The organism is Fulvivirga ulvae, assembly GCF_021389975.1.
In the GTDB taxonomy this organism is placed as follows: domain Bacteria; phylum Bacteroidota; class Bacteroidia; order Cytophagales; family Cyclobacteriaceae; genus Fulvivirga; species Fulvivirga ulvae.
The window spans coordinates 6,949,099-6,963,831 of record NZ_CP089981.1 but is presented as its reverse complement, the minus strand read 5'-3'; the positions used below and the strand labels follow the sequence as shown (position 1 = coordinate 6,963,831).

12 protein-coding genes are annotated in these 14,733 nt (G+C 41.5%); 7 read left to right on the top strand and 5 right to left on the bottom strand.

What is annotated here, in order from left to right; genetic code table 11:
• The first annotated feature begins 91 nt into the window (after nucleotides 1–91).
• From LVD17_RS28325 to LVD17_RS28315, 3 genes are read left to right on the top strand one after another with little or no spacing between them, the layout of a single operon-like run.
• Nucleotides 92–814, top strand: a complete 723-nt coding sequence (locus tag LVD17_RS28325) for an ImuA family protein (protein WP_233763787.1) — start codon at nucleotides 92–94, stop codon at nucleotides 812–814.
• A 4-nt stretch (nucleotides 815–818) separates the two neighbouring features.
• A complete protein-coding gene (locus tag LVD17_RS28320; RefSeq protein ID WP_233763785.1) occupies nucleotides 819–2,318 on the top strand; it encodes a Y-family DNA polymerase in 1,500 nt (499 codons plus the stop codon).
• 12 nt (nucleotides 2,319–2,330) lie between these two features.
• A complete protein-coding gene (locus tag LVD17_RS28315; RefSeq protein WP_233763784.1) occupies nucleotides 2,331–5,516 on the top strand; it encodes an error-prone DNA polymerase in 3,186 nt (1,061 codons plus the stop codon).
• 45 nt (nucleotides 5,517–5,561) lie between these two features.
• On the opposite strand, the gene LVD17_RS28310 is transcribed toward LVD17_RS28315, so the two are convergent.
• The 5 genes from LVD17_RS28310 to LVD17_RS28290 all read right to left on the bottom strand — a co-directional run bounded on the left by LVD17_RS28310 (nucleotide 5,562) and on the right by LVD17_RS28290 (nucleotide 11,961).
• Nucleotides 5,562–6,248 carry a hypothetical protein gene (locus tag LVD17_RS28310; RefSeq protein ID WP_233763783.1) on the bottom strand — a complete coding sequence of 229 codons (687 nt, stop codon included), beginning with the start codon at nucleotides 6,246–6,248 and terminating at the stop codon, nucleotides 5,562–5,564.
• Nucleotides 6,245–6,649, bottom strand: coding sequence for a hypothetical protein (locus LVD17_RS28305; protein ID WP_233763781.1), 405 nt, complete (start codon nucleotides 6,647–6,649; stop codon nucleotides 6,245–6,247). The genes LVD17_RS28310 and LVD17_RS28305 overlap by 4 nt, the downstream gene beginning before the upstream one ends.
• Nucleotides 6,650–6,800: 151 nt before the next feature.
• A complete protein-coding gene (locus LVD17_RS28300; protein WP_233763779.1) occupies nucleotides 6,801–7,124 on the bottom strand; it encodes a hypothetical protein in 324 nt (107 codons plus the stop codon).
• A gap of 44 nt (nucleotides 7,125–7,168) precedes the next feature.
• Entirely contained in the window at nucleotides 7,169–7,630 is a 462-nt protein-coding gene (locus LVD17_RS28295) for a group I intron-associated PD-(D/E)XK endonuclease (protein WP_233763778.1), read from the bottom strand.
• A 158-nt stretch (nucleotides 7,631–7,788) separates the two neighbouring features.
• Nucleotides 7,789–11,961: an NACHT domain-containing protein gene (locus LVD17_RS28290; RefSeq protein WP_233763775.1), complete on the bottom strand. Its 4,173-nt coding sequence runs from the start codon at nucleotides 11,959–11,961 to the stop codon at nucleotides 7,789–7,791.
• A gap of 384 nt (nucleotides 11,962–12,345) precedes the next feature.
• On the opposite strand from LVD17_RS28290, the gene LVD17_RS28285 reads away from it, so the two are divergent.
• The 4 genes from LVD17_RS28285 (at nucleotide 12,346) to LVD17_RS28270 (ending at nucleotide 14,727) form a co-directional block, all read left to right on the top strand.
• Nucleotides 12,346–12,492 carry a hypothetical protein gene (locus tag LVD17_RS28285; RefSeq protein ID WP_233763774.1) on the top strand — a complete coding sequence of 49 codons (147 nt, stop codon included), beginning with the start codon at nucleotides 12,346–12,348 and terminating at the stop codon, nucleotides 12,490–12,492.
• Between the two features lie 58 nt (nucleotides 12,493–12,550).
• Nucleotides 12,551–13,426 carry a hypothetical protein gene (locus LVD17_RS28280; RefSeq protein WP_233763772.1) on the top strand — a complete coding sequence of 292 codons (876 nt, stop codon included), beginning with the start codon at nucleotides 12,551–12,553 and terminating at the stop codon, nucleotides 13,424–13,426.
• An 85-nt stretch (nucleotides 13,427–13,511) separates the two neighbouring features.
• Nucleotides 13,512–14,132: a hypothetical protein gene (locus LVD17_RS28275; protein ID WP_233763770.1), complete on the top strand. Its 621-nt coding sequence runs from the start codon at nucleotides 13,512–13,514 to the stop codon at nucleotides 14,130–14,132.
• On the top strand, nucleotides 14,125–14,727 hold the full coding sequence (locus tag LVD17_RS28270; RefSeq protein ID WP_233763768.1) for a hypothetical protein: 603 nt from the start codon (nucleotides 14,125–14,127) through the stop codon (nucleotides 14,725–14,727). The genes LVD17_RS28275 and LVD17_RS28270 overlap by 8 nt, the downstream gene beginning before the upstream one ends.
• Nucleotides 14,728–14,733: the final 6 nt, after the last annotated feature.

Below are 14,733 nucleotides of genomic sequence, written 5' to 3'. Positions count from 1 at the left end.
AATATTTTTAGTTTTATTACATTTGTTTTTGCTAAAAACATTAGTAATTGGTTTTGTGTTATAATCACAAAGCTTTGAAAAGGAGTTCCCCATGCCCCAAAAATCAGATATTGTCGCTCAGCTACAGGCGGAAATCAGCCGTATGGAAGGCTTCAAGCCAGCTTCAAGTGTCAGCCGCGATACGGCTTTAGGCCCGGTTAGTGAGGCATTTCCCAGCGGTTCATTTCCTGTTGGTGCAGTTCATGAATTTATGCCAGCCCGTAGCAATGATGATGCTGCTACAACTGCTTTTGTGGCCGGGTTAGTAGCATCTTTAATGGGAACTTGTGGAGCGGCTCTTTGGATCAGTTCATCAACCAAAGTTTTCCCTCCGGGATTAAAACATTATGGTATCGAACCGGACAGGGTCATTTTTATAGACCTAAAAAATGAAAAGGATGTAAAGTCTGCCATGGAAGAAGCACTGAAATGCAGTGCCTTGTCTGCCGTGATCGCTGAAATGCAATCCCTGGATTTTACATCGTCCAGGCGCTTGCAGTTGGCCGTTGAGCAAAGCCAGGTTACTGGTTTTGTACTGCGTAATGACCACAGTCTCAATGCCACCGCATGTGTGTCACGTTGGAAAATAGCATCAATGGAAAGTGAGCGTGTAGGTACATTGCCAGGGATAGGCTTTCCCAGGTGGAAAGTAGAATTATTACGTGTACGAGGTGGAAAACCCGGGGCTTGGGAAATCAAATGGATGCACGGCAAATTCATGCACGCATCCCAACCAGCACCAAGCATTCAGGAACAGAAAAGGAAAGTAGGGTAATGAAATGGATAAGCGATATGTTTCGATTTGGTTCAAGCATTTAAGAACCGATTGGTTTGCACTGGCCCAGCCAGAATTAAAGGATGTGCCTTTTGTTCTGCGCACACCTTCACATGGAAGGATGGTTATAAGTGCTTTAAATGAAGTTGCCTCCGGAAAAGGACTAGGTATAGGAACAGCTCTTGCAGATGCCCGGGCAGTAGTCCCTGATCTGGAGGTTGCCGACGATAAACCTGAGCTTGCTGGCAAATTGCTCCACCGCCTGGCTGAATGGTGCATCCGTTTTACCCCCTCAGTAGCCATAGATTTACCAGATGGAATACTTATGGATGTTAGTGGCTGTACCCACTTATGGGGTGGAGAGCAGGCATACCTATCCGATATTATTAGCCAGTTAAGTGCAAGAGGCTACAATGTAAGCGTAGCTATGGCTGATACTATCGGTGTTGTCTGGGGCATGGCACGTTTTGGAAAAGGGTCTTTAATTGTGCCAACAAGCGAGGACATTCAAGCTCTCGTAAAGCTGCCCCCCGAGGCGCTCAGGCTTGAAGAAGAAGTTGTCGAACGGCTGCATAAACTCGGCTTGCACACCATTGGTCAATTTATAAAAATGTCCTCATCATCGTTGAGAAGACGGTTTGGCCAGCATTTTGTTATGCGGCTTCAACAGGCTTTGGGGCATGAAATGGAAATGCTCCAAACAGTTCAACCCGCCGAACCATATCAGGAACGGTTGCCTTGTCTTGAACCCATTGTTACGGCTACTGGTATTGAAATAGCCTTACAACAATTGCTGGAAGCCTTGTGCAGCCGTATGCAGAGGGAGCAGAAAGGCCTTCGGAAAGGCATAGTCAAGGCATATCGTGTCGACTCCAAAGTGGAACAAGTGGAGATCCGGACCACCAGACCGTCCAACCATGTTGGGCATCTCTTCAAATTGTTCCAGGCTAAAATATCAGGTATTGCGCCGGGTTTGGGAATAGAACTATTCACGCTGGATGCCCCCAGGGTTGAAGAGCATATTCCAGCGCAAAGCAAGGTGTGGGAAGGTTCCGGTACATTTGAAGATGAACGGTTAAGCGAGCTGATAGACAGGCTGGCGAGTAAATTTTCTGGTAAAAACATCCACCGGTATTTACCGGACGAACACTATTGGCCTGAACGCTCATTCAGGCCGGCTTCATCACTCAACGAAAAGCCCGGAACCATTTGGTGTACAGATAAGCAGCGTCCCTTGCACATATTGGCAACTCCCGAGCCTATAGAGGTGACAGCTCCTATTCCGGATTACCCGCCTATGCTGTTTCGTTACAAAGGGAAATTACATGAGATCGTGAAGGCAGACGGACCGGAAAGGATTGAACAAGAGTGGTGGATCCAGCAGGGACAGCATCGGGATTATTACCAGGTTGAAGACGAGACCGGACACCGGTATTGGTTGTTCCGCCTGGGGCACTATGATGATGCAAATTTTCAGTGGTTTGTTCATGGCTTTTTTGCTTAGAGGAGATGAGGTATGGGATATACAGAGTTACAGGTAACAAGCAATTTCAGCTTTCTTCGTGGCGCATCACATCCTGAAGAATTGGTCGAGCAGGCAGCAAAGTTGGGCTATAAGGCTATTGCCATTACTGACCGCAATACATTTGCAGGGATTGTCCGTGCACATGCTGCGACAAAAAAAGCGGGAATTCGGTTTATACCAGCCTGCCGGTTAGACTTACTGAACGGCCCAAGCCTGCTTGCTTTTCCCACAGACGTTAATGCCTACTCACGTATTTCCAATTTGCTTACCGTAGGTAACCTTCGAACAGAAAAAGGACTGTGTGATTTGTATAAAGAAGATGTTTTTCATCATGCAAAAGGCACCAGGTTTGTAGTAATACCTCCGGCTACTCTAAACCAGGCTTTTGAATTTGAGCCTTCATTCAAGGAAGACCTGAAAGAATATCGCGAAGCATTTGGAGAAAACCTTTTCATTGCCGCATCCCGTGCTTACAATGGCGATGATATAAAGCGATTGTTCCGGCTTGCTGAACTTTCAAAAGCACTGAAAGTAGCTATGGTTGCCACGAATGATGTGTATTACCATCACCTCAAACGGCGTGAATTACAGGATGTGGTGACCTGTGTACGTGAGAAATGCACAATTCATAATGCCGGTTTTCGTCTATACCCGAATGCCGAGCGCTACTTGAAGCCGGTAGATGAAATGCTTCGCCTGTTTAGGCAATATCCTGATGCTATTACACAAACACAAGTCATAACCGAAGCCTGTAACTTCTCCCTTGATCAGTTGAAGTATAACTATCCAAAAGAAATTACTGCTGACGGAAGAACCCCACAGGAAGAGCTGGCAAAATTATCCTGGGAAGGTGCCAATCGAATGTATGATGGGAATATTCCGGATAAAGTCAAAGCGAACATTGAATACGAACTTCGCTTTATTGATCAGATGAATTATGCGGAGTACTTTCTTACCGTCTATGACATTGTCAGATATGCCCGGGAACAGAAAATACTTTGCCAGGGACGTGGATCTGCTGCTAATTCCACTGTTTGCTATTGTCTGGGCATTACATCCGTAGACCCAAGCAAATTTGATTTGCTATTTGAGCGCTTTATCTCTTCGGCACGTAACGAACCCCCGGATATAGATGTGGACTTTGAGCATGAAAGGCGTGAAGAAGTCATGCAATACATCTATCATAAATATGGCCGGGATCGTGCGGCGATTGTAGCCACCGTAACGCAACAGCATCATAAAGGGGCCATCAGGGATGTTGGCAAAGCTATGGGGCTTTCGGTGGATGTAATCACCCGGCTTTCCGGCCTGATTTGGGATTTCAAAGATGAAGGGTTTGATAAAAAACAAATTATCAGCCAGGGGATCAACCCTGACGATCCTACCATCAGGAAGGTGCTGGAACTAACCGAAGAATTCATGGGTTTCCCGCGCCAGCTAGGACAACACACGGGTGGTTTTGTAATTACTGATGGAAAGCTTTCGGATTTATGTCCAATACTCAATGCCCGCATGCAAGACCGCACCAATATAGAATGGAACAAGGATGATATAGATGCCTTGGCCTTTATGAAAATAGATGTATTAGCATTAGGCATGCTAACCTGTATTCGAAAGGCCTTTGACCTTGCAAAGCTGCATTACAACCTCGACCTGACCTTGGCCAATATCCCGCAAGATGACCCTGTAGTTTATGAAATGGTTTCGCATGCCGATACAATTGGTGTTTTCCAGATTGAAAGCCGTGCGCAGATGTCGATGCTCCCCAGGCTTCGGCCTAAATGTTTTTACGACCTGGTTATTCAGGTTGCCATCGTGCGTCCTGGCCCGATACAAGGCGACATGGTGCATCCCTATTTACGCAGGCGCAACGGCCAGGAGCCGGTAGAGTACCCGTCAGAGGATCTAAAGGAAATATTAGGCCGTACTTTGGGAGTACCTCTTTTCCAGGAACAGGCAATGAAGATCGCAATAGTGGCCGCAGGTTTTACTCCTGCAGAAGCTGATGCCTTACGCAGGAGCATGGCAACGTTCAAAGCAAAAGGAAAGGTATCTTACTTTGAGCAAAAACTGATCAACGGGATGATCCAAAATGGCTATAAGAAGGAATATGCACAACGTGTGTTCCGGCAACTAGAGGGGTTCGGCTCTTACGGCTTTCCTGAGAGTCATGCTGCCAGCTTTGCACTGCTGGTTTATGTTTCTTGCTGGATCAAATGTTACTACCCTGATATATTTGCCTGTGCCTTGCTTAATAGTCAGCCCATGGGGTTTTATCAACCGGCACAGATTATTATTGATGCCCAAAAACATGGTGTTGAAGTTCGTCCCGTTGATATTAACCATTCCGGGTGGGACAATACCCTGGAAGAGAAAGCAGGTAAGTACTTTGTTGTACGGCTAGGACTCCGGCAGGTAAGAGGCGTTCGCAAGGACGATGTTGAGCTGCTAACCAGAAGGCAAAAGTCCTATTCTTCGATACACGAACTGCGTGAGGCCGGCATACCTGAAGCTGCCCTGGAGAAACTTGCAGATGCAGACGCATTTCGCTCCATTGGGTTGACCAGAAGGCAAGCACTCTGGGAAGTATCAACAAAAGATTATCAGGCAAAGTCCCTCTTTTCCAATTCTCCAAACCTGCATACTGATAGTGAAAACATTGTATTGCCTGAAATGAGCCTTTCCGAACATGTAGTTCAAGACTACGCCTCGACTTCATTATCCCTGAAAGCACATCCCGTGAGTTTTGTCCGGCCTCAGTTGGACAGCCTGAGGGTTGTTTCAAATGCTGCGCTTTCCAAGGCAAAAAATGGAGACCGTGTAAAAGTAGCAGGACTGGTGCTGGTACGGCAAAGACCAGGAACGGCCTCGGGAATCTGCTTTATCACCATAGAGGACGAAACCGGACCGGCAAACCTTGTAGTATTTAAAAACCTTTTCGACCAGTATAGGAAAGAGATCATTCAATCCAGACTATTGATGGTTGAAGGCAAATTGCAACGTGAAGGAGAAGTTATTCATGTTATTGCCAGCCGTTGTTATAACCTTTCCGTTTTGCTTCAGCAACTTAATACTCCTCAAAGGGAGAAATCATCTTCTGCAGTATCGAATGAAAAGAAGGAGCAAACAAAGGGTAATCAGATTAAGATTTTTCCGGAGGGGAGGAATTTTAGGTAGTGATGCTGATAGATTTATTATGAAGGTGAAATCATTTTGTCAGGTTTAAGATATTTTTTTGTAGTGAAATCCAATAGAAAACAACTTGCCTGGTTTTGAGTAGTTCTTTAGTCTAGGGTCTGTTCCATATACAAGCAAACAAGACGGAGGGTTAGCGTTCACATGTAGTGCTGGCCATGTGTTGAAGTGTGTCTTTTGCCGCTTTTTTAAGTAACTTAGTTCACGTCTTATCCCTAAAATTTCCCTCAAAAGGTTCTTTCCATATGCGGTAGCTTTACATTCTACCCCAAGTATTATATCTGAATGTTTCGGTCGGCCTGATACATCAGGCTTTGTGAAAACTATATCCAATTCATGAAACTCCCCATTGGTGGGTGTACTAGCTTTAGTAGCTTTATAACTTAATGCAAGGAATTCAACATCCGTCCATAGTTCACCCATTTTACGATTCCTGCAATAATCTGAATGCGTTCGATACACGGAGAAGTGCGGCTTGGTTCTATCAATTTTTCCAGGACCACTTTGAAGTGTTAAATTTTTATCATTTTCCAAAGTTATATACAAGTTTTCTTTTTCTACCAACTCTTGTATAATCAAGGATAGAACGAAAGCTTCATAGATTTTTCCCAAGGTTAGAGATGGAGGAACAATTTTATGACTCCCGGTACTAGAAAACTTTTTGAAAGAATCTTCTAGTCTCTCCTTAATGTCGCTTAATTCAGATTGCGTCATATCCTAAAATTTCTTCCTCTATTCCTATCATTTATTATTTCCTGGTGTATTTTCTTAAATGTACTTGTAAGATCATCTAAATTGATGCTTTCAGTTAGGTCAATACTTTCGGAATTCGACATTAATTGCTCATTATGATTTAAATCAACTTTTAGGCTTCTTATGGGGCTACCCTGAATTGATTGGTTTAGTCTACTGATTATTCCATTGAAATTTTCCGTCTGAAACATCCTCATTTGACCAATAATTTCTTCTATATACCGCAATAGAAATGATTCCTTTGTAGTTTGCTCTTTGGCATTGCTTATGTCATAAGCAAATCCATGGAGGTATTGAAGGTCAGCGTTTTTCAACTTGGTTTGTATAAATTCGTATAGGTCTATTGCCTGTTCATCAGTCATTGTGAAGCCATTTTAAGGTAGCTATTCGCTTTTTGCACTTATTCAGTAAAGAAAAGTTTTACGAACTTAGCTTGAGAAGATATTAGTGTCAATACCCAAGGTTGGGTATTTTATCGGAAATTTAAGGATGAGTGACCTATTAACATAAACCCTAGTTCAAGAATATTTGCACCAAAATGGCTATTGCTGTTAAAAGAATACTGAAAATTGCAATGACTTTAGCTTGCCGGGAAGATTTTCGAGCTTCTTGTAACTCTTCATATTCGAGCAACTTAAAATAGGCTTCTATATTCATAAAACACGGTATGCTGTTTGTTGAAGTATTCCTATAAATCGAACAATAGGTATCATATTCTGGAACTCGAATATTTTTATCTTCGAGTTTTCTTCTAAATTCATCTCTGGTCATTGTAACATTATTGTCCAGGTCTGACTTAGCTTCCTTTAACAGTCGTATATAAATATCCTCTTTCATCTAATAAATATAGTGGATACAGTGTGCATACTTCAGCTTAATTCTCATGCTCTTACTTTGAATATATCAAAGTTTGCATGAAGGTACTTGTCATATCGCTTAAGAGGATGTTCCGACTCCTCCTTGGTATTTTTCCCGTTAAACCATATCGAGCGTTTGCCTTTGTTTTTGCCATTTTTATTCTGGGTTGCCTCAGTGATGAACTCTACTGATGACATAATCCACATTTTATCTAAACGATGAGAATAAAAAATGAAATAGTAGTTTTCTCTAACTTCATGTGTTATTGCAGCGAAGAGCGCAGCATCGCCAAATTGAACATTTTTGGACCTGGCTTTAATCTGCACTTCTATAAAAGTACCATCTTCCCTCCGAATTACAGCATCTATAGCGAAGTCATCAATCAAAGGAATATAAACGTCTAATCCCTGCTCCAGCATTTTACTGATAATATAATACTCCATGCGCTTACCAAAACCTGCGCTATGTCTAAAACTGGTACTCATTTATGGATAATTAGAATTGTCTTTTTAACTGCTTACTGATTCATTGCATTTTCAAGCTCTCCATACAACTACATTTTTAATTCTATCGAACCCAGTTCATGAAGTTTCTGTTATTAATTTAAGAAGTTGAAATGCTCGCAAAATAACCGTGACAAAAATTAACGCAACGTACAATTTAATACACACGCTCGTACACGTTTGTCCTGATCAGATAATTGACTAGCCTGATCATCAAATTTGGACTGAGCCCTTTTTAGGTCAGTAACTCCGATTCTATTTTTACGGGTATCGTCTTTGTTTGGCCATTGACTACAATGAAACCAACCTATGAGGTACAGTCCATAGTCACAATCATTTTCATTCATATATCTTTTCAATAATTGAGTTTCCATGGCTTTATTTATTTCGTTATGCCAACAGCCTTTAACTTCAATTATTAATTTCACAAAATTTGATGTGTTTGGAACTTTTCCTGAAACATAAATATCTGTTCTCTCTCCGGGTTGTCCCCTTTTTCCTGTACCTCTTCTTATCTCTACTTCCCGCAAAATCAATAAATTAGTTTTGCTTAAATCATCTACCAAATGTGATTTAATGTAATCACTCAAGTCGTTCTCTTCTTTTGGTTTATAAATATCCCCTCCTAATGAATTCCATAAAAGAAATGATAAAGGAGTTTCCCCATGTAGCTTTTTTTCTAAGCGCTCTAGTGATTCAAGTACAGCACTTAATAGATCTTCATTATTAAGTATTAAACGGGACAAGGAATTGTTGGTCATTCTTAATAAGTCTTTAGGTTCAATAGGTACCCAGTTATTAATTCGATAAGATTCCTTGGCTTTAATTATATAATACTTTAAGTCATATCCAGACACCTTTTCTAAATCTTCAAGCATCTCAATAGACTTACTTGTTCCTCTATCCTGTAATTTTATTATAAGGTTATCTCTAAAGTGGCTTATCTCTTCTCGACTTGTTACCATATGAGCCCCTTCAAACTGAGGGTCATCTTCCTTTGGAAACGCACGTGTTAGCCATAGAAATAATTCTCTAATTTCATTTTCCGATAACTTATCTGAGAAATTTGATTTATACCCAAATATATCTTTAGCAGCGTCAAGCATTATCTCTTTACCCAGCACTGTATCTTGATTAATCAGATTCCATATAGTTGACCAGCCACCATCTTCAGCCCCTTCAATGAGAGATAAGGCCGCTGCTTTTTGATATTTTTTTTCTCCATTCAAAACTACATCAGTCGCTTTATTTTTGGCCCGTGAATATCCTTGGTTCATAAGGAAAGAAAGAAGCCTTCGCATTGAATTAGCCTTGATTTCATTAGCATTGACAAAGTCTAGGATTACTTCTAATAACTTTTCATCAGCAAAGCCCTCAATTTTGGTGAGAAATAAAAAATAACCATCTTCCTTTTCATCTTCTTTTTCTATTTCTTTCATTACTGCCTCAGTAATATGTAAGGGAGCATGTTCATAGGCTTTTTTTATTAAATCTAAGTATGATGTATCTGTTCCGCTAAGGCCAATTGACTCAGGGTAAGAAAGAAGTATGTGTGCCCAATTTTGCCAATCCTGATCAGTCAATTTTTCTAAAAACTGCGGCTCGCATTTCTTAATTAAAATCAAGGCTTTATACCCACTTGCTGCAGGTCTATTAAATATATTAGTTCCTAGCCAATCGTCTTTTTTGCAATCGTTATTTTTAATATAGCTCTTTGCTGCTTCTAGTATGTTTTTTCTAGTATGTTCATCACATATTATCCAGCCATTTAACTTAGTTATATCTGAAGAAAGCTCATTACCGTAAAATCTGCTATCATCTTTAAGGGTTAACTCTCTACATAAGTACCACCAAGCGTCCTCATCCCCAGAAGTATATCTAGCCAAAGTATTCAATATCCGCTCGGTAACTGAGGGCTGTAAAGTGTATTCTTCATGTTTCCGTTGGCTTTCAAGTCTGCCGTGAATTAATTTGTATCGTTTTTTTAAATCTTCTGCTTCTTCAGAATCAATTCTGATTTCCTTAAAGAAATGTTCTAGCTTCTTTTTGGCTTGATTCTCATTTTGGATCAAGGCAAATAGTTTCTCGATATGATTCTTTTCTTTTGGGTTAAAGATATTAGAAATTATCTCTAGCCATTTTTCTTTATTAGCAATATCATCATTTTTGAATCGATCGATAACCCATTCCAAATCTCTGGAATCAAGTAATGAGCTATAACTGATCGGCTGAAAAAGGAATGGTGTATATTTATTCAATTTATTAATAACTATTTGAGCCACTTTTCTTCTATCCGCAGCATTTGGTGTAATTATATCTTTGGTGCCACCAAAAATATCCGTGATCGGAAAAATGTTTTCATAATTAGTTAGTCTAACAATTATGTTTTCAGCTAATAGATCAATGTTAAATTCATTTTCTTTAAGATGTAGCCATGCATTTTGGATAATTGCTTCTTGTAACTTTGTCATTGTAAAATCTTCTGACTTTTGTTTTAAACTCCATTTTAAAGCTTCATCGAGCATGGTGGAATTCATGTCAGGCACTAATTGATAAATAAACCCTCTATATGCCCCAAAGTAATTCTCCCGTTTAGGCTCTTCAATAAGTTTAAACAATTCTTTTGAGGATAAAACTTTCGGGAATAATGCTTGCAAAAATGTTCCCCGAATTTCATCGTCTATATCAACGGTCCAATCGATTTTGAAAGTATATTTTTTAAGACCCTGCAATTCTTTCATTTCTCCCAATTCTCCTATTAGTGCTGCTGCTCTACTCCTTAGAAAATGATTGGCTTGGTTGTCTTTGACTATAACAAATGCAACTGAAAGTACTTCTCTTAGTTTACAGGCTGAGGCAATATCGATTGCTGCTTTTTTGACAATTAAAGACCATTCGCCTCTTAAAAACCAGTTAATTTGATCTGGTAATTCAGGGTGATTTAACTTAGCGTATTGGTCTCTAAGATCCCAATCTATGTCTAAAGAATCTTGGGTTTCTAGACTTTCTAGGAGTGAATCAACTAACTCTTTTCTAAGTCTGTTTTCCATATCTTGCATGTCATTGGACAATAAAATTGTCTGAGGATCTGTCTTAATGGTATCACGGGTTAGGTCCGGATAAACTGAGTTCAGCCATCCGAATACCTCTTTAAATTGCGGGATTATTTTTTTATCAGGATCGTTGTTTAACTGTATTAGAGATTTTATTTGAGGTATTTCCAATTTATGCAGTGCTAAATAATGTGCCGCTAAAAACTCCTTATGAGATTCATGTATAAAGTGAAAATGACCATTCGTATTTATCGAAAAAAAACTGGAATTAGCTATTACTTTTACTATATCAAACTGATCAAATTGGAATTCACCAGTATCCGTAATTTCCACCCCTTCCTCGATGGCATCCAATTCTAAAATGGAGGATGCATTAACGGCCCCCTTGTCAACTGATATATACTTCTTATTACCAAATACCATTAATGCAGCTATCCTTGAGACTAAGGAAATTACTCTTGGAGAGGATAGATAATAATTCTCACTGTAATATTTTGATAGTGGGCTGTTATATGGGTTGGAAAGTAAGGAACAACACCTTAAAAACAAACGCAAGCGATTTACTCCAAAGTTCTGACTGTGTTTATATTCATTTATCAAGACCGATAAACTTAGTGGGAAAATTACTAAGGATTGGAGTCTTTTATTTTGAACTTCATCAAGGAATAGCTTTTCATCAATCTCATGTTCCTTCAAAATCAACTTGGCCTCTTGTCTATTGAGAGGAAGGGTTCCAACTGTTTTTATTTCTCTACTAGAGAATAACTCATTCCATATTTCCTTTAATTGACTGAAGTAACTAGGAGGGCTAGTAAATCTAATACTTAAGCTTCTACGATTATTTTTTTCCTTTTCAAGTGTTTGTTTTAAAAGAGTACTCAAATATTTGGTTTTCCGAGTAATGTCAACAGTATTATAATCCAAAAACAAACAGAGCATACCGCCATACTTAAGCCACTTTTTGTAAACTCGGCTACTACTTAATACATACTTTATTTCTGCAAATTCTTGATAGTCAGTAATTGTTATAAATAAATGCAAAGCCGTTAATTCAGCTTTGCTGAATGAATAAAAGTCATTTAAAAAATGGGTTTTACCCATTTTGGGAGGAGTAACAAGACTAATGCATTTTGCCGACAACAACTCATCATAACTTACCAGACCTTTATGATAAAACTTGGCTCGTGTATCAGTTACACTTAAGAGGTACCCTTCTCTATCCAGTGCAATGCTAGAATCTAATTCATTAAAATAATTCACTATGCTATATTTAAGAACAGTAAATTAATAAATAGTTTTCTATTTGATAAGTCCTAATAAATATCTTGAGACATTTCTAGTTCTAGTAAGGCTTCACGATGATGCCATGTTTACCGTCTGATTGAAAACGTAATTAAATTCTTTAGATTAAGGTATATGTATGTGGCACAAAGACTCCAGTCAATTCACTATTTATTGTATGATGTAAGACCTGTAATTTTTAGTTCCACCGATAAGCTAATTGTAATCCATTGTTTATCAGTGCCTTAAAAACGAAAATGTTCCGCAGCACAAAAAATGACCAAGGAATACCGCTATGCCCTTTCCAATTTAGCTGTCACTACGGTTTCAAAACCTATACAACGAACCCTTAAAAGACGAAAAATGAAAGACACAGATTGGATTACAATCGGCATGGTTGCCGGTGCCTTTGTGGCAGGCATTGCCCTTGGCACGTTTGCCGTTGCCCCTGCCTGGGAAAAACACAAAGAAAAGAAGGAGCAGAAGGAAGCCTCTGCCAAGTCCAAGTAAAAGGGCTATTCCCATTCCATTTTTTAAAACTCAAAGTGACCAATAACAACAACAACACATGAGAGATTACGATGATGAACTATCGGCCTACGAAGATGAGGCCGAAGACATGTATGATGATTACTATTCAGACGAATACCTGGATGAAGATGACTTCGACAGTGGCCTGGAAGGCTACGAAGAAGATGCCTATGATGATGACTACGAGGAAGAAGAAGTAGAATACATCGACGGGTACGAAGATGACTACGACAGCTACGAACCCGCCCCTGTCACGGTAGGCCGTATCGACCCTAACGACAGGACTCTGACCATTGTGGTGACCAATACCGGCAGCGAGGAATCCGAAGCGGTGATTTTTGGTGCCAACGAGGAAGCCGACCAGCCTGCAGGGCTAACAGTAACCGTTGGGGAAAGCTCCCACAAAGAAGTGAGGGAAGAAAGCAAATCTTTTCCTTTCAAGCTGGCGGGTATGAAGATGAGTGTTTCAAATCCGCTTCAGTTTGACAATATCCTGAAGATTTCCAGGAGAACTGCTACGGGTTCCAACACTATCAGGGTCTACCAGCCCAGGAATGCTACATCACCACAGAACTTTGCTCAAACCCTGATCGATGACGCGCACTTCGAAATGGACGTTACCGGGCAGGATTCCATGCGCGTTTTAGTAAAACCTGGTGTAACAGTGGTATTCACCTTTACCATTAAGGCACGTGCGAACCTGGGCAACCTGCTTCAGGGGCATAATGTGGCGGAGCTTAGCCGTACTCCAAGGACTACCGGGCTACCGCAGATAGACCTGATGCGCAAAAAGCGTAAGGTGAGGAAGCCGGTGAGGAAGGTCAAAAAAGTGGTTCGCAGACGACCGGTCAAAGCACGAGTTAAGCCAAAACCAAGGCTTAAAAACAGGCCTCCGGTAAAGCGTAAACGCTGACCTTCAGAATCCAACCCCTCCGGGTAGTTATGCAGCCAGAGCTACCGCTTTGGCTGCTTAGTTTATGGCTATAACCAGTAAAATCATGCAACAGAAAACAGCCGCCCGGCCTACAGGGCGCATAGACTATATTGTTCGGGGCAATACCCCAGGGGTTCTCAAGCTGATCAGGGACTATGGCTACGCCGTGCCCCGGCGCAGTGAACACCTTGCAGGAGTGGTCAGGCAGTTGATCCGCGAACACGGCAGACCGGCAGTGCGCAAACTGCTCCGTCACCACCCGGACAGGAAACTCCTCCTGGGCATTGCCGGGACATCGGAAGACCATTATTGCAGTTATTGCGGCAGCACCTCAGAGGACAGCTACTGTGGGTGTGCCCATAGTAACTATGACACAGCAGTAAAAGAACCGTTAGCAGGCATACGTGATATGTCCACTGATGAGTTGGAAAAGCTTTACCGGCAGTTGCTAGTCAAGTCAAACGCCAACCCTGCTGACAAATCCCTGGCCGCAGACCTGCAAACAGCCTGGGCAGAACTAAGGAACAAGCTGTCATCAAAGGGCACTGATGCCGTGGCTATGCAGGACAAAGAGGAGAGAAAAACAGACGGGGTCAATACCCGAGAGCTGCTGCTCATCTTCGGCCTGGCACTTACTGCCGGGGTATTGGTTGGAGTCTCCCTTAAAGTAGGCCAGCATGGTTAAGATCGTCAAACCAAAAATGGAGAGTAATGGTATCCTGCCGGAGACCGTGTTTTCCCTTTTGGGGATTGCGCTGGCCAACGAGCCTTTACAACTGAAAGGCCTGCTAAAAAAATATGGCTTCACGGTACGCGAACCCTCTACCTACCAGACCCTTACCGATGCTGTTATCGCAGCCATGGCCAAAAACAATAAGGCCTTTGCTTTCGACCTGGCCCGGCTCATAGCCCGCCAGGTAGTGCCTGAAGGTGTTGATGGCTTTGACAGTTTCGGGGCAGCGGGTGGTGGCGGTGTGACTGTGGGCACTGACCCGATTAGCGCCATTGCCGGTGCGATTGGTTCAGTGGCGAACCTTTTCGGAAATGCACAGCAGAAGAAAATGATGAAGAAGCAGGCAGGTGCGCAGACGATGAATACCCTGTTCGCCTTCAAAGCACAACAGGAACAACAAGCTGCAGCCATGCAGGCAGAAGCCCGAAGACATGCCAACCAAATGGCAACCATCAAAGTGATAGGCTTTGTGGCGGCAGGCCTGCTTTTCGGCTGGTATTTTTTAAGGACTATGAAGTCCCATAGCCTGACAGCAGGGACTATTTAAAACATT

Coding starts and splice junctions, on each gene's coding strand:
- LVD17_RS28285 (WP_233763774.1), top strand. CDS start 12,346: ATGAAAGACACAGATTGGATTACAATCGGCATGGTTGCCGGTGCCTTT.
- LVD17_RS28280 (WP_233763772.1), top strand. CDS start 12,551: ATGAGAGATTACGATGATGAACTATCGGCCTACGAAGATGAGGCCGAA.
- LVD17_RS28300 (WP_233763779.1), bottom strand. CDS start 7,124: ATGAAAGAGGATATTTATATACGACTGTTAAAGGAAGCTAAGTCAGAC.
- LVD17_RS28325 (WP_233763787.1), top strand. CDS start 92: ATGCCCCAAAAATCAGATATTGTCGCTCAGCTACAGGCGGAAATCAGC.
- LVD17_RS28295 (WP_233763778.1), bottom strand. CDS start 7,630: ATGAGTACCAGTTTTAGACATAGCGCAGGTTTTGGTAAGCGCATGGAG.
- LVD17_RS28315 (WP_233763784.1), top strand. CDS start 2,331: ATGGGATATACAGAGTTACAGGTAACAAGCAATTTCAGCTTTCTTCGT.
- LVD17_RS28270 (WP_233763768.1), top strand. CDS start 14,125: ATGGTTAAGATCGTCAAACCAAAAATGGAGAGTAATGGTATCCTGCCG.
- LVD17_RS28310 (WP_233763783.1), bottom strand. CDS start 6,248: ATGACGCAATCTGAATTAAGCGACATTAAGGAGAGACTAGAAGATTCT.
- LVD17_RS28305 (WP_233763781.1), bottom strand. CDS start 6,649: ATGACTGATGAACAGGCAATAGACCTATACGAATTTATACAAACCAAG.
- LVD17_RS28320 (WP_233763785.1), top strand. CDS start 819: ATGGATAAGCGATATGTTTCGATTTGGTTCAAGCATTTAAGAACCGAT.
- LVD17_RS28275 (WP_233763770.1), top strand. CDS start 13,512: ATGCAACAGAAAACAGCCGCCCGGCCTACAGGGCGCATAGACTATATT.